This is a genomic window from Paenibacillus sp. FSL E2-0178 (genome assembly GCF_038593005.1).
Lineage (GTDB): Bacteria > Bacillota > Bacilli > Paenibacillales > Paenibacillaceae > Paenibacillus_AQ > Paenibacillus_AQ phytohabitans.
This window is the reverse complement of record NZ_CP151953.1, coordinates 7,511,337-7,537,318: the sequence shown is the minus strand read 5'-3', so window position 1 is coordinate 7,537,318 and position 25,982 is coordinate 7,511,337. Positions and strand designations below refer to the sequence as shown.

Annotated in this window: 29 protein-coding genes; 12 read left to right on the top strand and 17 right to left on the bottom strand. The window is 50.7% G+C overall.

Annotated elements, in window-relative coordinates; translation table 11 throughout:
- Positions 1–98: 98 nt before the first annotated feature.
- The 4 genes from MHI42_RS32360 to MHI42_RS32345 form a co-directional block, all read right to left on the bottom strand.
- Entirely contained in the window at positions 99–566 is a 468-nt protein-coding gene (locus MHI42_RS32360; protein ID WP_171716747.1) for a Fur family transcriptional regulator, read from the bottom strand.
- Between the two features lie 195 nt (positions 567–761).
- Positions 762–1,397 carry a stage II sporulation protein M gene (gene spoIIM / locus MHI42_RS32355; protein WP_042138701.1) on the bottom strand — a complete coding sequence of 212 codons (636 nt, stop codon included), beginning with the start codon at positions 1,395–1,397 and terminating at the stop codon, positions 762–764.
- Positions 1,398–1,468: 71 nt separating this feature from the next.
- Positions 1,469–2,665, bottom strand: coding sequence for an endonuclease Q family protein (locus MHI42_RS32350; RefSeq protein WP_340986261.1), 1,197 nt, complete (start codon positions 2,663–2,665; stop codon positions 1,469–1,471).
- Entirely contained in the window at positions 2,656–3,228 is a 573-nt protein-coding gene (locus tag MHI42_RS32345) for an NUDIX hydrolase (protein ID WP_042138703.1), read from the bottom strand. Before MHI42_RS32345 ends, MHI42_RS32350 begins: the two co-directional genes overlap by 10 nt.
- Before the next feature lie 77 nt (positions 3,229–3,305).
- Between MHI42_RS32345 and MHI42_RS32340 the strand changes: the two genes are divergently transcribed.
- Entirely contained in the window at positions 3,306–3,479 is a 174-nt protein-coding gene (locus MHI42_RS32340) for a hypothetical protein (protein ID WP_342421832.1), read from the top strand.
- Between the two features lie 153 nt (positions 3,480–3,632).
- Here the strand turns inward: MHI42_RS32340 and MHI42_RS32335 are convergent, their stop codons facing one another.
- A complete protein-coding gene (locus MHI42_RS32335) occupies positions 3,633–4,760 on the bottom strand; it encodes a M20/M25/M40 family metallo-hydrolase (RefSeq protein ID WP_342421831.1) in 1,128 nt (375 codons plus the stop codon).
- 97 nt (positions 4,761–4,857) lie between these two features.
- Between MHI42_RS32335 and prli42 the strand changes: the two genes are divergently transcribed.
- Positions 4,858–4,959 (top strand): stressosome-associated protein Prli42, encoded by a 102-nt coding sequence (prli42, locus tag MHI42_RS32330; protein ID WP_099052488.1) that lies wholly within the window; start codon positions 4,858–4,860, stop codon positions 4,957–4,959.
- Positions 4,960–5,032: 73 nt separating this feature from the next.
- Here the strand turns inward: prli42 and lipB are convergent, their stop codons facing one another.
- From lipB to lpdA, 5 genes are all read right to left on the bottom strand, one after another.
- Positions 5,033–5,734 carry a lipoyl(octanoyl) transferase LipB gene (lipB, locus tag MHI42_RS32325; protein WP_179093563.1) on the bottom strand — a complete coding sequence of 234 codons (702 nt, stop codon included), beginning with the start codon at positions 5,732–5,734 and terminating at the stop codon, positions 5,033–5,035.
- 76 nt (positions 5,735–5,810) lie between these two features.
- On the bottom strand, positions 5,811–7,226 hold the full coding sequence (locus MHI42_RS32320) for a dihydrolipoamide acetyltransferase family protein (RefSeq protein ID WP_342421830.1): 1,416 nt from the start codon (positions 7,224–7,226) through the stop codon (positions 5,811–5,813).
- A 381-nt stretch (positions 7,227–7,607) separates the two neighbouring features.
- Complete coding sequence (locus tag MHI42_RS32315) at positions 7,608–8,594, bottom strand: alpha-ketoacid dehydrogenase subunit beta (protein ID WP_076245571.1); 987 nt, start codon at positions 8,592–8,594, stop codon at positions 7,608–7,610.
- Between the two features lie 3 nt (positions 8,595–8,597).
- Entirely contained in the window at positions 8,598–9,629 is a 1,032-nt protein-coding gene (locus tag MHI42_RS32310) for a thiamine pyrophosphate-dependent dehydrogenase E1 component subunit alpha (RefSeq protein ID WP_039300370.1), read from the bottom strand.
- A gap of 268 nt (positions 9,630–9,897) precedes the next feature.
- A complete protein-coding gene (lpdA, locus tag MHI42_RS32305; protein ID WP_342421829.1) occupies positions 9,898–11,319 on the bottom strand; it encodes a dihydrolipoyl dehydrogenase in 1,422 nt (473 codons plus the stop codon).
- 167 nt (positions 11,320–11,486) lie between these two features.
- Between lpdA and MHI42_RS32300 the strand changes: the two genes are divergently transcribed.
- Positions 11,487–11,792 (top strand): DUF2627 domain-containing protein, encoded by a 306-nt coding sequence (locus tag MHI42_RS32300; protein ID WP_342421828.1) that lies wholly within the window; start codon positions 11,487–11,489, stop codon positions 11,790–11,792.
- A gap of 662 nt (positions 11,793–12,454) precedes the next feature.
- Here MHI42_RS32300 and MHI42_RS32295 read toward each other — a convergent pair.
- From MHI42_RS32295 to MHI42_RS32285, 3 genes are read right to left on the bottom strand one after another with little or no spacing between them, the layout of a single operon-like run.
- The gene (locus MHI42_RS32295; protein WP_342421827.1) at positions 12,455–14,302 is read right to left on the bottom strand and encodes an ABC transporter ATP-binding protein; all 1,848 of its coding nucleotides are present in this window, start codon (positions 14,300–14,302) and stop codon (positions 12,455–12,457) included.
- The gene (locus MHI42_RS32290) at positions 14,283–16,061 is read right to left on the bottom strand and encodes an ABC transporter ATP-binding protein (RefSeq protein WP_342421826.1); all 1,779 of its coding nucleotides are present in this window, start codon (positions 16,059–16,061) and stop codon (positions 14,283–14,285) included. The genes MHI42_RS32295 and MHI42_RS32290 overlap by 20 nt, the downstream gene beginning before the upstream one ends.
- 18 nt (positions 16,062–16,079) lie before the next feature.
- On the bottom strand, positions 16,080–16,289 hold the full coding sequence (locus MHI42_RS32285; RefSeq protein WP_342421825.1) for a hypothetical protein: 210 nt from the start codon (positions 16,287–16,289) through the stop codon (positions 16,080–16,082).
- Positions 16,290–16,470: 181 nt separating this feature from the next.
- On the opposite strand from MHI42_RS32285, the gene MHI42_RS32280 reads away from it, so the two are divergent.
- Positions 16,471–17,040: a thymidine kinase gene (locus tag MHI42_RS32280; protein ID WP_042138712.1), complete on the top strand. Its 570-nt coding sequence runs from the start codon at positions 16,471–16,473 to the stop codon at positions 17,038–17,040.
- Between the two features lie 120 nt (positions 17,041–17,160).
- Here MHI42_RS32280 and MHI42_RS32275 read toward each other — a convergent pair whose 3' ends face one another.
- Entirely contained in the window at positions 17,161–17,415 is a 255-nt protein-coding gene (locus MHI42_RS32275; RefSeq protein WP_171716755.1) for a hypothetical protein, read from the bottom strand.
- A gap of 31 nt (positions 17,416–17,446) precedes the next feature.
- Positions 17,447–17,965: a DinB family protein gene (locus tag MHI42_RS32270; RefSeq protein WP_342421824.1), complete on the bottom strand. Its 519-nt coding sequence runs from the start codon at positions 17,963–17,965 to the stop codon at positions 17,447–17,449.
- 130 nt (positions 17,966–18,095) lie between these two features.
- Between MHI42_RS32270 and MHI42_RS32265 the strand changes: the two genes are divergently transcribed.
- The 6 genes from MHI42_RS32265 to MHI42_RS32240 all read left to right on the top strand — a co-directional run bounded on the left by MHI42_RS32265 (position 18,096) and on the right by MHI42_RS32240 (position 23,018).
- The gene (locus MHI42_RS32265) at positions 18,096–18,764 is read left to right on the top strand and encodes a hypothetical protein (RefSeq protein WP_342421823.1); all 669 of its coding nucleotides are present in this window, start codon (positions 18,096–18,098) and stop codon (positions 18,762–18,764) included.
- On the top strand, positions 18,742–19,269 hold the full coding sequence (locus MHI42_RS32260) for an accessory gene regulator B family protein (RefSeq protein ID WP_342421822.1): 528 nt from the start codon (positions 18,742–18,744) through the stop codon (positions 19,267–19,269). Before MHI42_RS32265 ends, MHI42_RS32260 begins: the two co-directional genes overlap by 23 nt.
- Positions 19,266–19,385, top strand: coding sequence for a cyclic lactone autoinducer peptide (locus MHI42_RS32255; protein ID WP_171716759.1), 120 nt, complete (start codon positions 19,266–19,268; stop codon positions 19,383–19,385). Before MHI42_RS32260 ends, MHI42_RS32255 begins: the two co-directional genes overlap by 4 nt.
- A 21-nt stretch (positions 19,386–19,406) precedes the next feature.
- Positions 19,407–19,739, top strand: coding sequence for a LytTR family DNA-binding domain-containing protein (locus MHI42_RS32250; protein ID WP_171716760.1), 333 nt, complete (start codon positions 19,407–19,409; stop codon positions 19,737–19,739).
- Between the two features lie 280 nt (positions 19,740–20,019).
- Positions 20,020–20,199: a sporulation histidine kinase inhibitor Sda gene (sda, locus tag MHI42_RS32245; protein ID WP_039300400.1), complete on the top strand. Its 180-nt coding sequence runs from the start codon at positions 20,020–20,022 to the stop codon at positions 20,197–20,199.
- Positions 20,200–20,390: 191 nt separating this feature from the next.
- On the top strand, positions 20,391–23,018 hold the full coding sequence (locus tag MHI42_RS32240) for a bifunctional 2',3'-cyclic-nucleotide 2'-phosphodiesterase/3'-nucleotidase (RefSeq protein WP_342421821.1): 2,628 nt from the start codon (positions 20,391–20,393) through the stop codon (positions 23,016–23,018).
- Positions 23,019–23,126: 108 nt separating this feature from the next.
- Here the strand turns inward: MHI42_RS32240 and MHI42_RS32235 are convergent, their stop codons facing one another.
- A complete protein-coding gene (locus tag MHI42_RS32235) occupies positions 23,127–23,435 on the bottom strand; it encodes a hypothetical protein (RefSeq protein ID WP_039300408.1) in 309 nt (102 codons plus the stop codon).
- A 119-nt stretch (positions 23,436–23,554) separates the two neighbouring features.
- The gene (locus MHI42_RS32230) at positions 23,555–24,214 is read right to left on the bottom strand and encodes a helix-turn-helix transcriptional regulator (protein ID WP_039300411.1); all 660 of its coding nucleotides are present in this window, start codon (positions 24,212–24,214) and stop codon (positions 23,555–23,557) included.
- 268 nt (positions 24,215–24,482) lie between these two features.
- Here MHI42_RS32230 and MHI42_RS32225 point away from each other — a divergent pair, with 268 nt between their 5' ends.
- Both MHI42_RS32225 and MHI42_RS32220 read left to right on the top strand, forming a co-directional pair.
- Positions 24,483–24,854, top strand: coding sequence for a hypothetical protein (locus tag MHI42_RS32225; protein WP_342421820.1), 372 nt, complete (start codon positions 24,483–24,485; stop codon positions 24,852–24,854).
- Positions 24,855–25,051: 197 nt separating this feature from the next.
- Complete coding sequence (locus MHI42_RS32220; protein WP_342424848.1) at positions 25,052–25,840, top strand: FlxA-like family protein; 789 nt, start codon at positions 25,052–25,054, stop codon at positions 25,838–25,840.
- Positions 25,841–25,982 lie beyond the last annotated feature (142 nt).

Here is a 25,982-nt window from a genome sequence, read left to right as displayed (position 1 = left end):
TTTGAATAATCAGTTAAAAAGCCCCCTCCGGCCATTCAGCCGGGGAGAGCTTGTGCGGTAATTCCTCATCTGTATAAGAGTTCATGCTCTATATAAGCTTATTCGGGAGTATTGCCTTCTGTAGGATTCTTATCCTTGCAGCGGTGGCAAATTCCGTGAAAATCAAGTCTATGATCAAGCACCGTAAAATTATAATCCTTCTCAAGACGCTCTTCCAGCGGACCCAGCCAATCCTCACGAATCTCATCCATGGTTCCGCATTGTACACAAATCAGATGATGATGATGATGTTTCGCTGTATCCGTCCGCAGATCATAACGGGCAACACCGTCTCCGAAATTAATCTTCTCCACGACATGAAGCTCGCTGAGCAGTTCCAGGGTACGATATACGGTGGCGAGACCGATCTCCGGAGCCTTTTCTTTCACCAGCATGAATACATCTTCAGCGCTTAAATGATCATCCTCGTTCTCCAGGAGAACTCTTAAGGTCGCTTCCCGTTGAGGTGTAAGCTTGTATCCTTGGGATTGTAGTTGTTGCTTAATCTTGTCTATCCGGGCTTCCATTGTCTGCCTCCCCCTTGGAAAATTACCGCACCGGGCTTCAAGCCACTTCTTCCATTATAGGGGGAGTTACTTTGAGAAGTCAAACGGTTTTAGCTTACACGGAGGCAGGACCCCGATGTTCAAGGAAGTGCCAGAATGGAAATTCATTCCACCGCATGTTCTAAGGACAGCTGCTGCTTCCTGAAGATTCCACGCTCATCCGGCTGACACCAGCATCGGCGTCACCCACCGCATCATCACCGGGGTCACCCACGCCTCAAATCCGGAGATCCCCATAACCAGCAGGGCCATGCCGAGTGACAACAGGGTGTACATTACAAAAGGCCGTGTCACCTTGGTACGCCGCTGTTGTCCCAGCACCCGGCTGCGGATCATCAGCAGGGAGAAGGCGATCGCTGCCGCGCTGCATACAAGCAGTACCGGAATCAGCACCAGATTATGCGGGGCTACAGAAACCAGGGCAAACAGCATGCCATGCCAGGAATACTGGCTGACGAGACAGCCGACGGTGAAGCCGATCAGCACGCCTTTGAGGAAATCCAGAATCAGAATCCCCGGAAGTCCGATAACCGACAAGCCGAGTATCCAGATCAGTCCGACCCATTTCAGATTGAATGCGGCAATCCCCCAATACGAATCCTGCGCGGCAGGCAGTCCCTGCTGATCGACGGTCATGAAGAAATTGCCCAGATAATCCCCCAGCTCCTGCTGCTGATCCAGCGTTAACGCACTGACAATGAGCGCTCCAAATACGACCCCGACCAGAAATAATACCGCGACAAAAATATAAAGAGGCGTCTGTTCCTTCATCATCAGCCTTAAACTGCGCATCAGGACATTCTCCTTTCCGGTCACATGTTACACCATATGAAGGAATGTCCTGCTCTATGACTTGTCCTTGGTTACTTCCCCTTAATGACCTTGCCGTACGTCCCTCCGCCTCCTGAAGAGAGCGCAAGCCTGCCGGTACGTGCCAGTACGATCAGCTCTGCAAGCTCTTGTCCGGCAACAGCCGCAAGCTCGGCTTCACCCGCCTTGTGCAGTATATTCATCTCTGTGCCAAACGCCTGCAGCAGGTCATTCAGCTTGCGCTTGCCAAGTCCCGGAATAAACTCCAGAGGCACCTGGTAATGGTAGGGCGGACGGTACGCCGGAACCAGCGGCTGCTCACGGTCAGCAATATCGAGAATACGGTCCAGCACTCCTTTCACCAGCTTGGGACTGCCGCAATACGGACAGCGCTCTGAAGTCGCATACGCCTCATCGATAATGCTGCCGCAGCCGCCGCAATATGTGCGGTGGTATTTCCCCAGCCGGGGGTTCAGCCCGAAGTTGGCACTGATCCGGCGTCCCTCCGAGCGTTCCAGCGCCAGCTTCAACTCATGGAAAGAGGGCTGCTGCATCTCAATCACATTATACTCACGGCCGATTTTGCCCAGGGAATGAGCGTCAGAATTGGTCAGGAAGCTGTACGGGTCAAGCTCTGAGATATATCCGGCCATTTCCGAATCCGCACTGAGTCCAAGCTCTACTGCCGCAATGCGTTCCAGGTCAAATAAGTCAGCCATGCGCTCCGCTGCACAGCCGTAAAGCCCTTTGTGCGGAGTGAAAATATGTGCCGGAATCAGCAAGCCTCCCCGTCCGGTAATCTCGTCCTGCAGCACCCGGGAGGGTGCATACAGGCGCTGGGAGCTTAGATTCACGTTCCGCATATGGGCGCTCATCCAGCTGCTGAACTCTTCCATGGTCCCAAGGTCCGGCATGAAGGCCAGGACATGGCACTCTTTTCGCCCGGGCTCACGGATCTCAATCTCGGTTCCCAGGATGATGGTAGTCCCCCTGTAGGCAATACCTCCGCCTTCCGCCATCGTCATCTCGCCGGAATCCAGCGCCGCATGAATATCCCGCAGCACCCCCGGGGAGTGGCTGTCAATGATGCCGATCAGACCGATTCCCTTGCGTTCCGCCGCCTCTTTGGCAATCCCGGCGAAGGTGAGCTCGCGGCTGCCGCTGATTTTGACCGCCTGTCCCTCCGAAGTCCGCCCGATATGCACATGCAGGTCGCAGTAAACGCTCTGCAGCGTAGACTCTAGTGCCATTGTCCAGTCAGCGTATACAGATGCCAGGCGTAGACAGCCATCATGGTCTTGGCATCCGCAATACGTCCATCCGCGATATACTGGTACGCTTCCTCCAGCGTCAGCTCGGAAACCTCCAGGAATTCATCCTCATCCAGCGCCATCTCTCCCGGCTGGGCATCTTCGGTCACATAGAGGTGAATGATCTCGTCGGCGAAGCCGGGAGAGGTGTAGAACGACTTCAGCAGCTTCAGCCCGCCGCTGTGAAATCCGGTCTCCTCCTGAAGCTCACGGCCCGCAGCCGCCAGCGGATCCTCGCCTTTGTCCAGCTTGCCAGCCGGTATCTCCACCTCAGTCCGGTGCATCGGCTGGCGGTACTGCTCCACTACAAGCATTTTACCGTTATTCAGTGCCAGCACAGCTACGGCCCCCGGATGCTTCACCACCTCACGGGTTGCTGTATTGCCGTCAGGCAGCTTCACCGTGTCCACCTGCAGCGAAATAATGTTGCCAGTAAAGATCGGCTTCGTCGACAATGTTTCTTCATCCAATGCGGGGTTGCGGTTGATTTCATCGTTTTTCATAGATTTGTGGTCTCCTTTGGCATGGTTATGCATAGGGTGTATTATAGCAAACTTAAAAGGAAAGAAGGAATGCAGGCATGAATGATAGTCTTGTCCGAGCAAGCTCATCCGCAGTTACAATGGTAGGTAAACCGGAGCAGATCATGGCCGTAATGGCCGGATGGATGAAGCAGTACGGGCGCGATATGCCCCTATCCTACATCCTGCTGCTCCAGACGGAAACGCGGATCACAGCTTCCAAGGCAGGATAATGCCGCTTCGTTCTTCCGGATATCCGTGAGGAAGATTAGCTTCACCGAGTAACAAGAAGGAGCTGTCTCCCGGTGAATTCCGGAACAGCTCCTTTTTGTTACATTTAAGCGCAGCCGGCCCATTACCGCCAGGCATCTGCGCAGTTTTTGAAATCAGCCTTTTTGGCTCTCGGCCACAATAGCTACAACCAGGCTGGCTACTTTGACAATATCTTCGGCTTTGATCCGTTCCTTCGTTGTGTGGATATCCTCATAGCCGACAGCCAGATTCACAGTAGGAACCTTCAGGCCGTTGAACACATTGGCATCACTGCCGCCACCGGAAGCGAACAGCCGGGTAGTCAGTCCAAGTGAAGTAATCGCGCGGTCTGCCAGCTGTACCACCGGATCATGCTCATTAAAGCTGAACGCCGGATAAATGATTTCACTGCGGAATTCACTCTGTGCGCCATTGTCACGTGCGGTTGTCTCCAAGGCTTCACGCATAGAGGCAATCTGCAGTTCTACCTTTTCCTGCACAATACTCCGGGCTTCCGCATCCAGCTGCACATGGTCGCAGACCACATTGGTCGGGCCGCCGCCGGCAAATTTGCCGATATTCGCTGTCGTTTCATTATCGATCCGTCCAAGCTTCATCGCCGAAATCGCTTTGCTCGCCACTTGAATCGCACTGATTCCATCCTCCGGATTAACTCCGGCATGAGCGGATTTGCCGAAGATCTGCATCGTTACCCGCGCCTGTGTCGGCGCAGCAATGGCAATTGCTCCTACTTCACCATTGGAATCAAGCGCGAAGCCAAGATCGGCATCCAGATGCGCCGGGTCCATTGCGCGTGCGCCCATCAGCCCGGACTCTTCGCCTGCCGTAATGACAAACTGAATCTGCCCGTGCGGAAGCTTCTGCTCCTGAATTACCCGGATCGCTTCGAACAGGGCGGCAAGCCCCGCTTTGTCATCCGCTCCGAGAATTGTACTGCCGTCGCTGGTAATCCAGCCGTCTTCCCCAAGGGAAGGCTTAATATTCTGCCCGGGAACCACTGTATCCATGTGGCAGGTGAACAGCAGCTTAGGCGCGCTCACGCCGCTGTCCGCAGGCCAGGTCACGAACAGATTACCAGCTCCGTGTCCCGTTCTCTCCTGGGAATCATCTTCAACTGCTGTCAGTCCCAGAGTGCTGAATTTTTCCTTGAGTACATCGGCAATCCGCCGTTCATTTCTGGTCTCACTATCAATACGGACAAGCTCCATGAATTCATTGATCAACCGGTCTTGTGATATCACTTGGACTTCCCTCTCTTTCGCGGATACGTTACAATGGTTGTACTGTGTTGTCTAACGCCTACGTTCTTAACTTAAACTAATCTCAAAGGAGTCACTCATGCAACAGAAAAAATGGTTCCGCATCATTATCTACATCATGCTGATCGCTATGATCGCCTCTACGGTGCTCTTTGTCATCGAGCCGTTTATGGCCGGTTAGTCACGTTTAGTACTTGAATAACAGCGTCCGGGTTCTCCGGGCGCTGTTTGACGTTGCCCGGATTCAGCATTCCTTATTCTGCAGCACTTACAGCCCCGGCAACCGCTTCATACGGAAACTGCTGCAAGAAATAAGGCACCAGCTCGGAAGCAACACTCTCCAGGCCAAAGGAGCGCCCGGTGCATTCCTCAAGTGAAGTAACCCCGTACTCGGCAATGCCGCAGGGTATGATTCCCGAGAAGCCGCTTTGGCTGATTCCGGCTGAGATGTTGAACGCGAAGCCATGACTGGTAATAAAACCTCTGCGGAATTTACTCTTGTTGAATTTGACGCCGATCGCACAAATTTTCTCATCGCCGACCCATACGCCCGTATATCCCTGCTTGCGGGTTCCTGATATCCCGTGTGAAGCCAGATAGGCAATAATAACGGCCTCCAGCCTGCGCAGATATCCGTGCAGATCGACCTTGCCGTCTTCGCCAAGCTTCAGGAGAGGATAACCTACAAGCTGGCCCGGTCCGTGATATGTAATATCTCCTCCGCGGTCGATTTCAAACAGCGCAATCCCTTGTTTCCCAAGCTGTTCCACGCTAAGGAGCAGATGCTCCGGATGATTCTGTGAACCGATGGTATAGGTAGGCGGATGCTGCAGAAGGATCAGCCGCTCGGAAGCGGTGCCTGCGTCAATCCCCTGCACCGCTTCCTTTTGCAGCTCCCAGGCCGCGCCGTATTCCATCAGCGGGAGATAGGAAACTTCCAGTTTGCTTAAGTTCAGGTTGTCCATAGTCATAAGGTCCCCTTTGCTTCATATTCTCCCTGTCACAGGGTTGCGCAGCTGCCTTGTTCAAACATTAGTACAGCTTGGTGTCCGGCGTATAACCTTCCACATTATCCTTCACGCGCTGCAGGAAACGTCCGCTGATGACTCCATCCAGAATCCGGTGATCCAGCGACAGGCAGATATTGGCCATCGAGCGGACGGCGATCATATCATTGATGACCACTGGTTTTTTCACGATAGATTCAAAGGTTAGAATCGCCGCCTGCGGATAGTTAATGATCGGGTAGGACAGAATCGAGCCGAATGATCCGGTATTGTTAACCGTGAACGTACCGCCCTGCATATCTTCCAGCCGCAGCTTGCCTTCACGGGTCTTCAGCGCCAGTTCGTCGATCTCGCGGGCCAAGCCTGCGACGTTCTTCTGGTCGGCTTTTTTGATGACCGGTGTCATTACAGAGTCCTCTGTGCCTACAGCGAGCGAGATGTTGATATCGCGTTTGACAATGATTTTGTCAACGGCCCAGACGGAGTTCATGATCGGATAATCTTTGATTGCACTGACAACCGCCTTCATCAGGAAGGCCAGATAGGTCAGATTAATGCCCTCTTTGCGCTTGAACTCATCCTTCAGCTTGTTGCGCAGCACGACAAGATTGGTCACATCGACCTCAATCATCGTCCAGGCATGCGGAATCTCCGAGACGCTCTGGCGCATACGGGTAGCGATCGTATTACGGATCGGCGTAACGTCGATCAGGTATTCCGAGCTGCTGCCCCGCCCGCCTTCCACTTCGATCGTCGGAATCTTCGGCGACTCGCTTAAGTGCAGGCCGGAGTGACGCAAATGCTGAAGCTCTCCGCGCACTTCTTCCTGAATAGGCTGGAATACAGGCTGCTGCGGCGCAGGAGCAGCAACAGTTGGGGCTGTCGCTGCAGGCTGAGCCGCAGCTGCACCGCTCTCCAGGAACGCGAGCACATCCTTGCGTGTGATGCGTCCGCCCAGGCCGGTGCCCGGCACGGCCGCAAGGTTGATGCCGTGCTCGGCGGCCAGCGTCTGCACAGCCGGAGAGTAACGGGAACGCATCGGAGCATCCGCGTCATATGGCGCAGCCGGCACGGACGGCCGGACGGAGGCGTGGGCAGGCTGCGGCGCTGCGCCGGGTGCCGCCGGGGCTGCGGCATTGGCAGGTCCCGCAGCGGCAGCTGCCGGGGTCGCTGCCGCAGGGGCAGCACCCGCTACTGCGATGCGGGCGATGATCTCGCCGACGCTGACCGTCTGGCCTTCTTCGGCGAGCAGCTCCACCAGCGTACCGTCTACGGTAGCCGGAAGCTCAGCATTTACCTTATCCGTAATCAGCTCACAGATCGGCTCATATTGCTCGATCGTATCGCCCGGCTGCTTCAGCCATTTTCCGATCGTCGCCGATACCAGCGATTCTGCCAGCTGCGGCATGATTACATCCGTCAGCTTTGTATTGTCAGACATAATGTCACTCCTTAAAGTTTTGTAAGCACAGGCTTCCTGAAGCAGCTTCGTACAAAACTGGCTTCGGAAGCATACACTTATGTTTTGTAAGCACATACTTCCTGAGTTAGCTTCGACAAAACTGGCCTCGGAAGCATGTAGCCACGAAATCCTGCCCAAAATACAACATTTCACCACTTAAATCGGCCAAAAATCAGAAAAGTTGTACAAACGGCAGCATTTCTCTTTATCCAAGCGGATAAGCGTGCAAATTGTTGTATTTCATACAGCAATCCTGCCCAACCCACCGCTAATTTCGAATCTAAGCTGCAATAATTGCAACATTCATGCCCAATGTACATACAGGCTGAACATAAAGACCTCACCTGTTGTTCACATATATCAGTACTGCGCCAAACGCAGCATCTCCGCCTTTAATTTGTCCTTGCTCAGCATGAAGAACTTCTCCATCGGCGGGGAGATTGGCATCGCCGGCACATCAGGTCCGCACAGGCGGAAGATTGGCGCATCCAGATCAAACAGGCAGTGTTCAGCGATAATTGCTGCCACTTCGCCGCCAATGCCTCCGGTCTTGTTGTCCTCGTGGACAATCAACACCTTGCCGGTCTGGCGGACAGCGGCAATAATCGCCTCGCGGTCCAGCGGCTGCAGGGTGCGCAGATCCAGAATATGCGCGGTAATGCCCTGCTCGCGCTCCAGCTCTTCCGCTGCCTGCATCGCAAAATGCAGCGGCAGGCTATACCCGATCACCGTAATATCGCTGCCTTCACGCAGCAGATTCGCTTCACCGATAGGCACAATGTAGTCGCCCTCCGGCACATCTTCCTTGATCAGCTTGTAGCATTTCTTGTTCTCGAAGAACAGCACCGGATCAGGGTCACGGACAGCAGCTTTCAGCAGTCCCTTGGCATCGGCAGCCGAGTAAGGGGCTACAATCTTCAGTCCCGGAGTACCGAAGAAGATCGATTCCGGACACTGAGAGTGGTACAATCCGCCGAAGATCCCGCCGCCGATAGGCGCGCGGATTACCACCGGACAGTTCCAGTCGTTATTGGAACGGTAGCGGATTTTGGCCGCCTCGCTGATAATCTGGTTCGTTGCCGGCAGCATGAAATCAGAGTACTGCATTTCGGCGATTGGCTTCATGCCGTACATCGCCGCGCCGATCGCCACGCCGGCAATCGCTGACTCCGCAAGCGGTGTATCAAGCACGCGCTCTGCACCGAACTGATCCTGCAGTCCTTTGGTGGTCGTGAATACGCCGCCCTTCACGCCGACATCCTCACCCAGCACGAACACCGAATCATCGCGCTCCATCTCTTCCTTCATTGCCAGCCGGATTGCATCGATATATTCCATCATCGCCATGGCTTATGCTCCTCCCTTAAGGCCGGATTCATCGTACACATGCAGCAGCGTATCTTCCGGTTTCGGGAACGGTGCATTTTCGGCGTAGGTTATGGCCTCTTTCAATTCAAGATTATATTCGGCAACCAGATCACGCTCCTGCTCGTCACTCCACAGACCCAGTCCGGTCAGGTATGTGCGGAACGCGGCGATGCCGTCCTTTTTCCAGTTCTCGTCAACCTCTTCCTTGGTCCGGTAAGCCAGATCATTATCCGAGGTGGAATGCGGCGACAGGCGGTACATCATCGCTTCAATCAGGGTGGGTCCTTCTCCGGCGAGCGCACGCTCCCGCGCCTCTTTGACCACACGGTAGACCTCAAGCGGATCATTGCCGTCCACCCGGACACCCGGGAAGCCATAGCCGAGGGCGCGGTCACTGACCTTGCCTCCAAGCTGCTTGTGGGCCGGAATGGAGATCGCATACTGGTTGTTCTGACAGAAGATGATGACCGGCAGCTTATTCACACCGGCGAAATTACATGCTTCATGAAAATCACCCTGGTTACTGGAGCCTTCACCGAACGTGACAAAGGAAACAAACTTTTTCTTCTGCATCTTGGCCGCCAGCGCGAAGCCTACAGCATGCGGAACCTGGGTCGTAACCGGACTTGATCCCGTTACGATACGCAGGCGTTTGCTTCCGAAGTGGCCCGGCATTTGCCGGCCGCCGCTATTCGGATCTTCCGCCTTGGCGAATACGGACAGCATCAGCTCACGCGTGGTCATTCCTACCGTCAGCACGAACGCATAATCACGGTAATACGGGAGGAAATAATCATTCTCCCGGTCCAGTGCAAAAGCCGCCGCGACCTGCGCCGCTTCCTGTCCGATGCCGGACACATGGAAGTTGATCTTGCCTGCGCGCTGAAGCAGCAGACTGCGCTCATCGTATTTGCGCCCGAGCTGCATGAATCTGTACATATCGATAACCTGGCCGTCGCTGAGTCCAAGCTGTTTATGTCGGTTAACGGTTTCTACAGTACCTTGGGATTCCATATAAGAGGTACCTCCTAAAAGTTTTGTAAGCATAGCTTCCTGAATTCAGGTCGTACAACCGGCTCCGGGAGCGTTCGCTAACTTTGTTAAGCATGACTCAACAAAGTATATGCCCTGATCTTAAAACCAGGTACTAATTTCATTCTAAGTTCATTATAATCCCTTTCCATACAAAAAGAAAAGCCAAGAAATGCCGCTATGGAGCTGTTTAGGCGCATCAAGCGCCCTCAGCTCCGTCCGGCATTCACTTTAGCCCTTTCATCTTATCCTAGAATCCAATTGCTCTTCCATCCACCGCCAGCATCGCTTCCCCGATGATCTCCGAAAGTGTCGGATGGGCATGGACCGCCTCGCCAACCTCCCAGGGTGTTGCATCCAGAATCTGTGCCAATGCTGCTTCACCGATCAGGTCCGTCACATGCGGGCCAATCATCTGCACGCCGAGGATATCCCCGCTCTTCGAGTCGGCGACCACTTTTACGAAGCCGTCCTTCATGCCGTAGACAATCGCTTTGCCGATAGCCGAGAACGGGAATTTGCCGGTTACAGTCTCATGTCCCAGCGCCTTCGCTTCCTTCTCGGTATAACCGACACTTGCTACTTCCGGCCGCGTATAGACACAGCGGGGAACAAGATGGGCTTCATACGGATGGAGCGTTTCGCCAGCCAGGTGATTCACGGCACGGATGCCTTCATGGCTGGCCGCATGTGCCAGCTGCAGTCCGCCGATGCAGTCGCCAATAGCGTAGATATGCGGCTCCCCCGTCTGCATGCTGGCATTCACTCCGATGACACCTTTGTCGAAGCGGATATCTGTATTTTCCAGGCCGATATTCTCGATATTCGCTACGCGCCCTACGGATACCAGCAGCTTCTCGGCCGATAGGCTCTGGCTCTGCTCACCCTTGCGGGCTTCAATTGTAATCCCGGATTCCGATATACTACAGGTCTCTGCATCCACGGTAGTACCGGTCAACACTTTGACTCCGCGTTTCTTGAGCAGACGCAGCAGTTCACGGGCAACCTCTTCATCTTCCTGCGGCAGCAGCTGGCCGGCGGCCTCAACTATAGTTACCTGCACACCGAAATCGGCCAGCATCGAAGCCCATTCCACGCCGATAACCCCGCCGCCCACAATAATAATCGAGGCCGGAAGTTCTTCGAGCGTCAGCGCTTCCTCACTGCTCAGAATCACCTTGCCGTCAGGCGTAAGGCCAGGCAGTATACGCGGGCGTGATCCGGTAGCAATGATGAGATTGGTGGAGACTACAGTCTCCATCTCGCCATCCTCTAGCTCCACGGCAACTGCACCGCTTCGCGGAGAGAAGATAGACGGGCCGATGATCCGGCCTTTGCCTTTGAGAATCTGAATTTTATTCTTGCGCATCAAATATTGCACACCCTGATGGAGCTGCTCCACTACCGCTTCCTTGCGCAGCTGCACTTTGGGAAACACCAGCTCTACGCCAGTTGTCTCTATACCGTAGCTTTCGCTCTCCTTGATTTCAGCAAATACCTCGGCACTGCGCAGCAGTGATTTGCTGGGAATGCAGCCGCGGTGCAGGCAGGTTCCGCCCAGCTTGTCCATTTCGATAACGACGACGGATTTGCCGAGCTGCGCGGCGCGGATCGCCGCCACATAACCACCGGTACCTCCACCAAGTATCGCCACGTCACAGGTAATTGTCATGATATGTATCCTCCAGTCATTCCTCTAAAGTTCAGTTTAACCTATTATATTGTACTCTCTTTTGATTCTATTACAAAACTTATAAACGTCATGTATCCATGGACTTTTGCCAATTGAAGCGTTATCATAGGGGTGAATTCAAACGGCTGCGAAGAGGAGGGACGATTATGAAACTGCTCATTTCACGCTTCATTGCCATCCTTATCCTGGTGATCCCCGGCCTTCTGGCCATGAAGGGCTTCCTGATGATGAAAGATGATATTTTCAACTTTATCTCCATGCATGGCGACGAGTCCGTCACTCCGGATTTCGCCTGGCTGCATTTTGGCGGAGGATTACTGCTGTTCCTGGCCGGAATGAGCTTCCTCGGCGGCTGGATACTAACCCGGGACCGCAAGAAGAACTACGTAGGACCACGGTTCAGAGAGAAACAGAAAGCGCAGCAGCCCCCGTCCACCAATGGCACACTCTAACAATAATCAATAACACTAATAAGCAGGGGATGTCCCAAGCCAGGATTGAAATGGCTGCAGAGGCATCCCCTTTTGTCGTTCGAATGTTCTGAAACCAACTGCATGTAGCTTGAGCTGAAAACTTCCGGCTCCGCACCATTGCCTCAGCTTGTTTGCAAATTTGAGGTTGTGGGCTACGAGACTCTCTCTCAAGTCCCAAATTGAGTCAGCATTGCGGCGGGAGAGCTTTAATTCCCCACTCCCTCTTACACTTATAATCTGCCTGAACACGACAACCTCTTATACTTGGTTCGTTGCCGGCCTAGGAAGCACTGTCTATTAGGCCGCTGCAGACAAAAATGTTGTACGTTTTGCAACTTTGATACCCAGATAGCCAGGTGTTCAGATAGAATGTTGTATGAAATACAACAATAATCCGGCTAAGCCGCTTAAATAAGGTGAAATCCTGCATTTTCTACAACAATTTTGGTTTTAGGCCGGTAGGAAGAGGGAAATGTTGTATTTTGTGCAGGATTTCATTAAATTTGCCCGATCTCTGTCCACGGAAAGCGGATATAGTCGGGACATTTGTGCGGCCACAGCAACAGCAGCAGCCCGGAAGTCCATCCTGCACCGCCTATTTCAGCAAAGCATCTTCCCTATCCCATCCTTGCCGGCAGCACTTACTGCGCAGCAGCCCCCTTGCTCCCCTGTACCAGTTCGCTATAGAGACCGCCCTGCCGCAATAGCTCCTCATGGGAACCCTGCTGAATCAGCCGTCCGCCTTGGAGCACCAGTATGCGGTCAGCAGCCCGGATCGTGCCCAGCCTGTGGGCAATCACGAAGCTCGTCCGCCCTTTCATCAGCGCCTGAAGGCCTTCCTGAATCTTGATCTCGGTCACTGTATCAATACTGCTCGTAGCTTCATCCAGCACCAGCATAGACGGATTCGCGAGAATTGCCCGGGCAATAGCTAGCAGCTGCTTCTGCCCTTGACTGATGCCGCTGCCGTCTACGGACAGCATCCGGTCATAGCCCCCTTGCAGCCTCATAATGAAGGCATGGGCATTGGCAAGCTTCGCGGCTTCCTCCACCTCTTCATCGGATGCATCCAGTCTGCCGTAACGGATATTGTCGCGGATCGTTCCTTTGAACAGGAAAGAATCCTGCAGTACGAAGGCCATTTGACTGCGTAGACTTTCCCGGGTAATCGTGGAGAGCTCTCTTCCGTCCAGCGTTATACTTCCTTTACTCGGATCGTAGAAGCGGGACAGCAGGCCGATTAGGGTGGTTTTGCCGGCCCCAGTAGGTCCAACCAGCGCAATCATCTCTCCGGGCTTAGCTTCAAAAGATATATCCTGCAGCGTATCTGCACCTCCATCATAGGAGAAGGATACGCCCGAGAACTTCACCGCGCCCTCCACATGCTGCAGCTTTACCGCTGCCCCCTCATCCCTGGCTTCGGTATCTTCATCAAGTACTTCGAATACCCGCTCCGCTCCGGCAATTGCCGACAGAAGCGTGTTCCACTGGTTCGCCAGATCATTCAGCGGGCGGGTGAATTGACGTGCATATTCAGCAAAAGCAATAATTATCCCTACTGTTACGAGTCCGCGGATGGCGAGCAGCCCCCCGACTCCGGCAACGATTGCAAAGCTTAGGTTGTTCAGACCATTCATCAGCTTGGGAATGAAGCCGGAAATCGCCTGGGCCCAATACCCTGACAGCATAATCCGTGTATTGCGCTCCCGGAAGCCGGTAATGACCCGCTCCTCCTGCGAGAACGCTTTGATAATCCGCTGCCCGGACAACGTTTCTTCTATAAATCCGTTCAATTCCCCCATATTGCGCTGCCGTTCCTTGAACAGCGGGCCGGTCCGCCGGGTAATCCAGCGCATGCCCAGCATCATCAGCGGCACAACGATGAAGGTCAGCAGCGTCAGCAAGGGACTGAGCCACAGCATTACCCCCACCGTACCCACCAGCGTCAGGATACTGGAGAAAATCTGAATCGCCGAGTTGTTCAGCGTCGAGCTGATATTCTCAATATCATTGGTTAGCCGGCTCATAATCTCCCCCTGCTGCCTGCGGTTGAAGAAGGAGATCGGCAGACGGTGCAGATGAGAGAACAGATCCGTACGCATCCGGTATACGGTCTCCTGGGCAATCTCGATCATCCAGATATTCTGCAGCCAGGAAATCAGAGAATTAAGCAGATAGACAAGAGCCAGTGTGACCAGAAAAATCACCCAGGTTCTGCCCCCGTCCCCTTCAAGATAATGGTCCACCGCCCGGCTTATCAGGTAAGGTCCAAGCAGGGACAGTCCTGAGCTGAGCAGGACCATAAACAGTACCAATACCAGCTTAGCCCTGCGCTCCGCAAGGTAACTCCATATCCGTCCAAGCGTACCGGACCAGTTCTTGGCTTTGGCCTTCGGTTTCCGGGCGCCCATTGCCCCGAAGACCTTCCCTTCTCCCAGTCCGACCTCCAGCTTCGGATGGCGGAACGGCTCAATGAGTGCTTTGAACATGCTGCGCCTCCCCTGTCTGTGACTGATAGATTTTGCGGTACAGCGGGGACGCATCCATCAGTTCTGTATGCGTCCCCTGGGCAATCAGCCGTCCTTCGTCCAACAGCAGAATCAGATCGGCCGACACAGTGGAACTGATCTTCTGGGTGATGAGGAACGTTGTGCAGGACATCGTCTTCAGCTCCGCCAGTAAAAGCCCCTCCGTCACCGCATCAAGCGCACTGGTGCTGTCATCGAGAATCAGAATCGCCGGTTTGCGTACCAGTGCCCGAGCGATGGTCAGACGCTGCTTCTGTCCGCCGGACAGATTGACTCCGCGTTGCCCAAGCCGGGTATCGTACCCCTCCGGCAGTCCTGCAACAGTCTCATGAATCTGGGCGGCTGCGGCTGCCTGCTCAATGTCCTCCTGACCCGCCTGCCCGTTACCCCAGGCAATATTTTCCCGGATCGAGCCGGTGAACAGCAGTACCTCCTGCGGTACATAACCAATCGATCCCCGCAGTGCCTGTATGCCAATTTCCGTATGCTTCATCCCGTCAATCCTGATGACACCGCTGCCACACTCATACAGACGGGGGATCAATGTTACCAGAGAGGATTTACCTGAGCCCGTTGCACCCATAATCGCCACACGTTCTCCAGGCTGCACCGTGAAGGAAATGTCCTCCAGCACTTTAATCTCACTGCCGGGATAACTGAAGCCGACCTGCTGGAACTCGACCTTCCCCTTAATGGCTGGCAACTGATTCTGATTCAGAGAGCCCGTTTGCGCTGGCCCCATCCCGTTCAGAGGCGCCATTCCCAATTCCCCCGGACCTTCACTGGCCGACATCACTTCATCAATGCGCACGGAAGAAGCTCTGGCGCGCGAGAAGCTTACCATAATCCAAGACAGCGCAGACAGTGCACCCATGGTGCGCAGGGAGTAATTAATGACTGCAACGGTCTGGCCGAGCGTCGCATCACCTGTGGATATCTCAATCCGGCCAAACCATAAGACAGCCAGAATTCCAGCATTCACGATGATCATAATGAACGGTGTCGAGGTCTCCGTGAGCCGCAGCGCGGATACAGTCGATTGCATCAGCTTCCCGCTGAATGAGGCAAACCGGCCAATCTCATGACCCATGCGCACAAATACACGAATCAGACGGATACCGGTAAGGTTCTCCTGAATGACACCATTGACATCATCCAGCCGGTTCTGCACATTGCGGAACAGAACAGAGGCTCTCCGCATCAGCCATAGGAGGAAAATCACCAAAAACGGCAGCGTCACGGTCAGCAGCAGCCCCAGCTTGACATGTACCACGAGCGCCATAATTACGCTGCCCACCACTACCAGCGGGATACGGGTCATGAACCGCAGACCCATGAATATCGTATCCTGCAGCTGAGACACATCACCCGTAAGCCTTGTAATCAGCGATGAAGTAGGGAACCGGCTGAAGATTTCATAAGAGAAGGATTGCACCTTCTCATACAGCTTGTCCCGCAGGTCGAACGCGAACCCCTGGCTGGCATGCGAGGCAAAAAAGGAGCTGAGCACTCCGGCAAGAAACGCCACTGCAGCGCTTCCCATAAGCACACCGCCCCACAGCCAGACTACTGCTGTATCTTTTTCCCGGATGCCTTCATCAATGATTTTGGAGATCAGCAATGGCTGCGACAGCTCTACTGCCAGTTCGATCAGCATCATTACCAGCGCGGCAATGGCTGCGACACGGTATTTTTTAAGATAAGAGAAGGTTAGCTTCATCGGTTATACCCCATTTATTTATTCGTAGAGCGCATCCCGCAGGCGGGTAGACATCGCTGAGCCTTGTCCCGATTTCAGGATGACCCGGCGCAATGCCATATTGCTGCGGTGAAGCTCCGTCATTTCTGCCAGCATTTCGACCAGTAAATCCTCCGACTCAGGGCTTAGTTCCCCCTTCTCCTGAAGTAGGTTTAACCGTTCCTTGTATTGCTCCAATTTCTCTGTCACCTGATAAACTTCCTTTCTGTTCACAAGATTCTCCTGCTGAAGACATAATTGCGTTCATTATATCACATCCCCGCTGGAGCAATCTTTTCACTGGCTACCCCGGCCCCGAATATGATACTCTAATAAGGTCGCATTTTTCGGATACTATTAACCAAGCTGAACAGCGAAAGGATAGATGGACGTGGCACAGTTATTTTTCAAGTATGGGGCAATGAATAGCGGCAAATCCATTGAGATTCTCAAGGTTGCACATAATTACGAGGAGCAGGGCAAGTCGGTACTCCTCTTCACTCCATCCCTTGACGACCGGGACGAAGTCGGTTACATCTCTTCCCGGATCGGACTGCGCAAGCAGGCCATCCCTATCGATGAGAATACGGATATCTACAGCATTGTCAGCAGCAATCTGCCGAAACCCCACTGTGTGCTGATAGATGAGTGCCAGTTCCTGACTAAGGACTGCATTCTCCAGCTCGTGCGCATTGTCGATGAGCTCGGCATTCCGGTCATGGCCTTCGGCCTCAAAAATGATTTCCAGAACAATCTGTTCGAAGGCAGCAAATACATGCTGATCTACGCCGACAAGATTGAGGAAATGAAGACCATCTGCTGGTTCTGCGCCCGGAAAGCCACCATGGCACTGCGGGTCGAAGACGGCAAGCCTGTATACAGCGGCAAACAGATTCAGATTGGCGGCAATGAAGCCTATTACCCGGTCTGCCGCAAATGCCACAAGAATCCTCCATTGTAAAAAAAGAATATATTTCTATTATTTAGCCTTTTGTTATTTCCTTTAATCACTTTATAGATAGAAAACACCAAAACGCATTCCAGCCATTGATAGGCTAAAATGCGTTTTTAGTGTTTTATTCTAATGAATAGCCTTCAGTGCTCTGTGCTCATCTTCCTTACGGACATACAGATCATGCTGAACCGTAGCCTTTCCTCCATAATTAGCACGCTGGGTGGTCGCTTTCATTCCCCCGTTAATCCTGGAGCGGTGCCGTACTCCTGCCGCCGTCAAAAGACCTTTTACCTTAAAATATTGTCCCTGGTCAAACGTGGTATAAACTAAGGTGCGTTCTCTTGGAATGAAGAAATGCCAGATGCCTTTTAGCAAGCTCATAAGCGCTCCTCTCCAGCCTAATTACAGCATTTTAGTTCAAGTAACGTTCATGAAGAATCCGCAGATGATGCAGCTCATGTCCGATAATCAGACAGGCCTGCGCCCGAACCGACATGGCTATACCCCCGAAGCTCCCCTTGCGTGTATAGGAATCCTCCGGCAGGCTATCCAGCAGCGCCAGGGTGGACTCCCGAACGATCCGGTAATGCGTGATCATCTCCTGTAGCGAGAAGCGGTCGAATCCGCCAGCAGCAGCGTAATCATTCTCTTCATAGCCGGGCAGCGGCGCCTGCTCTCCTCGGGCAAAACAAAGCAGACGGTAGGACATAATCCGGTCGTTATCCGTTAGATGCCCTATCATTTCTTTGATGCTCCACTTCCCTGGGGCGTAGCGGTATTCACCCTGCTGCTCCGTCAGCCCGCCAAGCAAAGCCAATACATGCTGAGTCTGCTCTCTTAGAATGACCTTTAAATCTCCCTCTGGCGGCACCAGTGTAATATATCTGGACTGGAATTCGGTGTATTCTCCCTGCTCTGGACGCTCCTGCATGGTAAAACTCCTCTCAAAATACATTTTTTAAGAAATATTTGCCGGAAAGTGTCAAAACCTGTTGTTGCATTTTATCCTATTATGTATAATATCACCAAGATTAGCTACTTTGGTATTCGGGAGTGTAGGCATGCTGGATTTTGTGCTGTATATGGTATTTTCCATACTTGAGACAACTGCAATGTTTTATTTGGCCTTCAAGGTTTTTAAGATTGATGTTTATCCCAAAGAAATCTTGTTCGCTGGTGCCCTTATGGCATTTGTGTCCTACGTTCTCCGTAACGACTATGGGCTTATACTTACAGACGTGGCTATTCAATATCTGTTAACTTTCTGCTTTTTATGGCTTTTGTTTCGAATTCATATTTTTTATGCTGCTATTATGACAGGATTAACTTATTTATCCTATATGCTCATTCAATCCACATGTTATTTTCTAATGAAATTGACAGGTTTATACTCTATAGAATTCCCTTTTTTGTCCGTTGGTGTGTATATTCTTCAATTAATCTCTGTTGTACTTACAATCATTATTGGTTTTAATATCGGTAAACATAGAAAGGGATTTGATTTTGTTCCTGACAAACAAAACGTCAAAGTAAAGATAGCCCTTCGTGAAATTAAAATCTTTATTCTAAGTGCGCCTGCTATATTCATCGTTATATTAATGCTAATTCTAACACAAAGATATTCTCAGTATTTCTTCCTAATGCCTATGCTTTATGGCATTTTGCTTTATGCCTACCTATATCTATCATATAAAAAGGATCGAACCGATGATGAATTCATTAGCCTTTAGAATTGCAATGGCAATAAAGAATGCAAATTCAGAGGAAACCCACTCTGTCGAAGTTATGCAGTATTCGCTGGGCATTATTTTAAATACACTGCTAATCATAGCGGGCACTTCGATAATAGGTTTTATTTCGGGAACATATGCCGAATGCTTAACCTTTCTATTCTGTTTCTCGATACTGCGCCTCGCCTCAGGCGGTTTTCATTTAAAAACAGCTACGGCTTGTAATATTGTTACTATTTTATTAAGCACCTTACTGCCTTCTTTAATCACCTTTCCAGACTCTGCCCTTTGGATTGCTAACATAATCAGTTTGATCATAATCGTTATATTTGCTCCAAACCCGGACAATAATGCAAGAATTCCCACTTCTATATTTCCATTATTGAAGTTGGTTTCTATATTAATGGTTTCCTCTAACTTTTTTCTTCAATCATCTGTAATCGGATTGGCTTTTATAGTCCAATCATTAACAGTAATTCCTTGGACAAGGAGGAGAATACATTGAAAAAAGCTATCGCTAAACAAATTTCAGCCGCTCTTGCCGGATCTGCACGTTTCTTTGTTTCAATTATGAAGCCAGCCTTTCACAGCCCGGAAGCACCCAAAGAATTGCGCAAGTAATTACACAAGGATGGGGAAAACATGCGTGTCTTACTAAACGACGGATCTTCCCGGAGTATCCGGGAGGAGGATATATTGTATTTCTCAAATCATAAGAATACAATATTCGTCCATACGAAAGAAGGCGAATTTGTTCTCCCTACCACTCTTTCCGATTTATACGCAGCATATGGGGGCATCGGCTTTGAACGTCTTGACCGCAGTAATGTAGTCAACATTGGCAATATTGACGGTTATGACCCGGAACGGAAGATCGTTCTGTTCAATCAAGGAGAACAATTTGCTACCGTATCAGAATCGAATGAAGCACGGATCAGAAGATTTTTAGCCTCCCGGTGGAATGATTCACCGTAATCACAGAAGAATAGAATCATTCCCATTTCCCGGTGCCCATTGGCGCCGGGATTTTTCCTGCTATATAATTAATTCAAAATCTTATACTTATAGCTATTAATATATCCTCGCACCAAAGCTAATTATTATCCCATATTACCCATCTTTTGTAAAGATGAATTCAGAGGGCGAATGACAGCAGACGGATTAGCTTCCAAATGGTACCATTTTGATAGATTCGTAATGTTTTAAAACAATTCACTTATTTGTTAGCACTCTCAACTACAGATGGAGGAATCTAATGGAATATTATTTTCATCCTTCTCCGCGCCCCTCATCACTTGAGCTATTGTCTGACGAACAATTAATTAACATCTATGAATTGGCGCTGGAAGCTAAAGCTTCAGCTGATTTTATCGAAATCATCAGAAATGTCCTCTCTGGCCGAAATCTGTTAGGCTCAGATCATTATGATGCCTAATCCCTATTTTCAAGCCCTCCTATAAAACCATTCTGCTTATTGGTATATTGACCCGGCCTGCCGGGCAATATACTTTTTTGTCATTTTAAGATAATCAAATTTTAGTTTTTAATTTCAATTTCAATATCTTTCCTATATAATATTCTTTGTGTTTGTTACCTAACTTGACAATAGAAGGGATGAAAGATTGCATGAGGCATAATTTCCAGCACTTATTGCACAAAACTGTTCTATCTTCACTCGTAATTTCTATGACTGTATTGCCATTCAGTGGAATGTTCGCGGCAGCTGCGCCGGCTGACTCCACAATGAAACTGCGCATCATGGAGACTACAGACATCCACACCAACCTGCTCCCGTATGACTATTATAAGAGCGCTACGTCTCTGACCGTCGGACTGGCCCGCACAGCTAATCTAGTGAAAGCAGCCCGCCAAGAGATTGGCAATACGCTGCTGGTAGACAACGGAGACCTGATCCAGGGTACACCTCTCGGCACATACAAAGCACTGGTGAACCCGATTAAGGGCACCGAGATTCATCCTGTGTACAAAGCAATGAACCTGATGGGGTACGATGTAGCCACCTTCGGCAATCATGAATTCAACTACGGTCTGGATTACCTGGATCAGGCGATCAAAGGCGCCAATTTCCCTTATATTAACGCCAATGTATATGTAGATGACAAAGACAGCAATCCGGACAACGATGTTAACAAATACAGCCCTTATCAGATCATTACCAAATCCTATAAGGATGAAGCCGGCAATGTGCAGACGCTGAAGATTGGTGTACTCGGCCTTGTCACTCCGCAGATTACCGAATGGGACAAGAGCAATCTGGAAGGCAAAGTCATTACCAAGGATATCGTAGCTACAGCTGAGAAATTCATTCCACAGATGCGCGCAGCCGGTGCAGATCTGATTATCGCCATGACCCATTCCGGGTTTAACGGCAGTGCCGAAGCTTACGTGAAGGCAGAGGATGCTATTTTCCCGCTGAGTAAGGTTGCCGGTATTGATGCGATTACTTTCTCTCATACGCATAAAGTATTCCCTGCTGCAGATGAGAAGTCGCTGGATGTCCTCTTCAAGGATGCCTCCGGCAAAGTATTGCCTGGTGTCGACAATGCCAAAGGAACCATCAACGGTGTCCCTGCAGTACAGGCCGGCTACGGCGGCAGTAATCTGGGCCTCATCGATCTGACACTTGAAAAAACAGATGGCAAGTGGAAGGTCGCTTCATCGCAATCCTCCACCAAGGCAATCTATGATGCTGTTGCCAAAAAATCTACGGTAGATGTGGATCAGGCCATTGTGGATGCCGTGCAGGCCGATCATGAAGCTACAATTGCCTATGCGAACAGTCCAATTGGCACAACGACCGCACCGATCTACAGCTACTTCGGACTGGTTCAGGATGATCCATCCGTACAGATCGTTACCACTGCACAGAAGCAGTATGTAGAAAATTACATCAAAGCTAATCTTCCGCAATATGCAGGTATCCCGGTTCTGTCCGTCGGTGCTCCATTTAAAGCCGGACGTAACGGCCCCGAAGAATATACTGATATTGCTCAGGGACCACTGGCCATTAAGAGCGCAGGCGACCTGTACCTGTACGACAATACGCTGAAGGCGATTCTCGTGAAGGGATCTGTGGTCAAGGAATGGCTGGAAATGTCTGCGGGCAAATTCAATCAGATTAACCCGTCCGCAACAGAAGCACAGGAGCTGCTTAATTCCTCCTTCGCCGTCTATAACTTCGACGTAATTGATGGTGTAACTTATCAGGTCGATGTTACCAAACCAGCCAAGTACAAACCGGATGGTACCGTGAATGACGCCTCCTCCAGCCGGATTATCAATCTGCAGTATAACGGCAAAGCGATTGATCCGAATCAGGATTTCATCATGGCAACCAATAACTACCGCGCAAGCGGCGGCGGTAACTTCCCTGGTGTCAAAGGCAGCAAATACATCATCGACTCACCGGATGAGAACCGCCAGATCCTGATGGATTATATCACGGCCAGCAAAACCATTAATCCGTCCGCCGATAACAACTGGTCGATTGCACCCATCTCCGGGAATGTGAAGGTCACCTTCACCTCATCTCCCAAAGCAGAGGCCTATGCCAAAACAACGGACAACATTGCCTATACAGGTCAAGTGGATGAGAAGGGCTTTGGTGTCTTCACACTGGACGTAAGCAAGGCTGTAACGCCATCTCTGCCCGCTGCTGATCCGGTTACGGAACAGCCTGCCGTTGCAGTATTCAAGGATGTTCCCGTGTCACACTGGGCGGCTGGTTACATCAATAGCCTCGCTGCGGATAAGATCATTTCCGGCAAAACAGCCGATACTTTTGATCCGAACGGCCTGGTAACCCGCGCCGAATTCGCCAGCTTGCTGACCAAAGCTTTGAAGCTGCAAGTCAATGTATCTCCAGTCTTCAAAGATGTACCCGCATCCGCCTGGTATGCAGGTGCTGTTGCAGCAGCTCATAAGAACAAGCTGGTTAGCGGTGTAACCGCCGACACCTTCGCACCTAATGCTTCCATCACCCGTGAACAGATGGCGGTTATGGTGAAGCAGGGGCTGGATCTTCGTGCCGGTAAAATATTGACTGCCTCCACAGCAGTCAGCTTCAACGATTCGGCTTCCATCAGTGCTTGGGCAGCATCCGCTGTAGCTGTTGCTGTCGATAAGAAGATTATCGCCGGACGCACAGACGGCAGCTTCGCCCCTAAGGCTACTGCCACCCGCGCTGAAGCCGCCAAAGTAATCTCCAGCCTGCTGTCTGCTTCTGTAGAGTAACCCTCAGCTGCGAGGGCTGAAAGGCTATCCTGACCAGTATACACAGACGCAAAAAAGCCATCCTCCACATACGTGCGGGGATGGCTTTTTATGTTGGTACGCAAGGATCTACTCGATGAATTCTGTTTTGAAGACATTCTCCAGCTTGCCGCCGAGTCTCTTCTTCAGCGGAACCTTGATATCGCGGCCCAGCTCTTTGAAGAACGTATCCACATCGCATTTCACATTCTGCGCCAGGGCAATGATCGTACCGTCGCCTACGATATTCTGGTTCACTTCAAGAGGCACATCCACTTCAATATCGTATTTCTTAGTAAGTGTTTTGATGTATCTTGCAAAGATCTCCAACAGCTCATCGTTATTGAAATTCTCGATTGCAGCTTTACCTTTGCTGGTAAACTTCATATTGATTCTCATGATTCGTATCCCCTTTTCTGTCTAACCATTTGTAGTTGTTTATGGATCAAGATGAATAGATGGCTGCAAGAAAGGGCAACATTATTCATTTTTGACAACAAGCTGAGCTAGGCCCTTCTTCACTTATACACGCCCTTGATCTGCTGAACTTTGAACTGGGTGAATTCCTTCAATGACTGGATAACCTGGTCCTGCTCTTCTTCCTTCAGCTCATAGATGCATTCGCGCAGCCATTCTCCGAACAAATAGGCCTGACGCCCTTTGCGGGGCTGTTTGCGGAGGCTGTCCAGACTTCCCTCGAATTTATCGTTCAGGACATCGGTCAGGTTATATTTCTCGATCTTCTCTATTACCATTCCTGCCCCATATTCCGTTTCATAAACGATAACTTCGTCAGAATCAAACGAAACATATGACGTTTCTTTGTCTTCCTTAGCCCGGAACTCCTTCAGCTTGTTAAACGCCGTTTCATAGATGTAATCCTGGGACTGATTATGCTGCGGCAGCTTGTAGCCTTGCTTGAGAGTCTTAATGTATTCAATGTCAGGCATGTAGTCCGCCAAGTGATACATCCGGTTCTTAAGATCCCCTCCGAGCGCCTCAATAATCTTGTCCAGGTTATCTTTAAGCGGAATACTCTCTCCCCGTTCAATCTTGCTAAGCTGTGAATAGCTGATGCCGCTCTTCTCTTCAAGCCCTCGTAAGGTCAAACCTCGAGCTTTGCGGAAGTGCCGGATGAAATTCCCCAGCTCATCGGGATAGTTATCGAAATCGTTCATAGGAGCCACCTCTACCTATATCATAACACAAGATAACAATTTGTGTTTCATTATAACAATTGTTTGTGTAAATTCTTTAGGCAGAATCAATAAAAACTCCATTATTAGCACTCAGAGCAGCTAAACTTAAGGCTAAATCCGCACTAAATGGAGGTAATTCCCATAACTGTGAGCTGATCCGATTTGATTTCCTTATTCTCTCAAATAGCCTGTATTCTTATCCGATAAAGACTAATGTAAAATCAAAATCACTACTGGGGGAATTATCATGTCTTACACCATGGAAGTAAATGTAGCGAAAAATCAAGTGATTGTTAGAGCCTATGGCCTCACCGAAGGTGACGTGCCTGCATACATAGCTGATTTCGAGAGTGCTCTGAAGAAACTGAAACCGGGATTCACCGGCGTAACCGATGTAACGGGTTCCCCGACTGTACTGTCTCCGGAAGTTTCAGCTTTGCTTGCTCCGACGGGCGACCTGGCAATTGCCGCAGGTGTCGGCGGCTGGGTCTACGTTGCAGATTCCCCGGTATGGAAAATGCAAATGAAGCGCTTGTTCGGTAAATTCGCTGTTCACTACCCGACCTATGAAGAAGCAGATGCTTACCTGAACGGCTTGTCTAACCAGTCGATCCACTAAAAAAACAGACAAAAGGTGATCCCGGACCAGAAATGGCTTGGAATCACCTTTTTTTATATGCGGATTAATCACGGAAAAGAACCCGAAAGCTTATTTCAGCGCTCAGAATTTCCGATATAGATTCTATATGGTATTTAATCCTTTCCTTGGGAGGAATTCTCTTGTCATCCATCTCTTCAACCTCTTCACAGAGTTCTATGCCTGTTTCCGCCACAAGCCACCAATTGAAACCTGATTCCAGGGACAAGGAAATTCAAAGTCTGATCAAACAAAAGTCCAACCTGAATGAACAGATTGAAGCCGTCAGATCCAATGAGAACCTGGATAAGAAGCTGAAGCAGGAACGCGTACAGGCCCTCAAAGCATCTATTCAGGAAGTTGATGCGCAGATCGCACAGATCAAAGCCGAGCAAATGCAGGAAAAAATGGAGAGCAGCAAGCCTAAACAGACTGAAGCCAAAAAAGCTGAGCAAGACACCTTCACGGATATTAGTGTTGAATCGATGCATGCGCTCATCAAAAACAGCACGACATATGACCGGATGGGTAAGCTTGTGAATCTCAGTAAGCAGCTGGAAGGCGAGATCAAGCCCATCCAGAGTGAGATTAAGATGGAAAGAGACCGGTTAGCCAACAACCCTACGAACGACATAGGCCGGCCGTTAATGCTTGAGAATGCGGAACGTATTATTTTCCAGGCTAAACGGGAGGAAATTCTCGATATGAAATCCACCATCCGCGGGATCGACAGCAAGATTGGAGATTTAGTCTCTGAGCTGAAGGACAATAGCAAAGCGGCGGCAAAAGAGAGTAATACTCCTAGCTCGCTCTCCCGCACTGAGGATAAAGAAGAAACAGATGAGACCAATAAGTCCTCCAAAATTGGAGATAAAAGCAGCACTGCCGAAGCGGCTGGTACAGGAAGAGCGTCAGACCCGGTGACCGGCTCGGCCCCAGCCTCAGCGTCGTTGGATATTTTGGTGTAGCCTGGAAGCTAAGAAACAGCGAACCTGATGAACAACAAAACACTCCTTATTGGAATTAATGCATCCAAAAAGGAGTGTTTTTCATTTTATAAGCATATAATATTGGCTCTGAAATTCGGTCAAACATCTTAACCCTTTCACG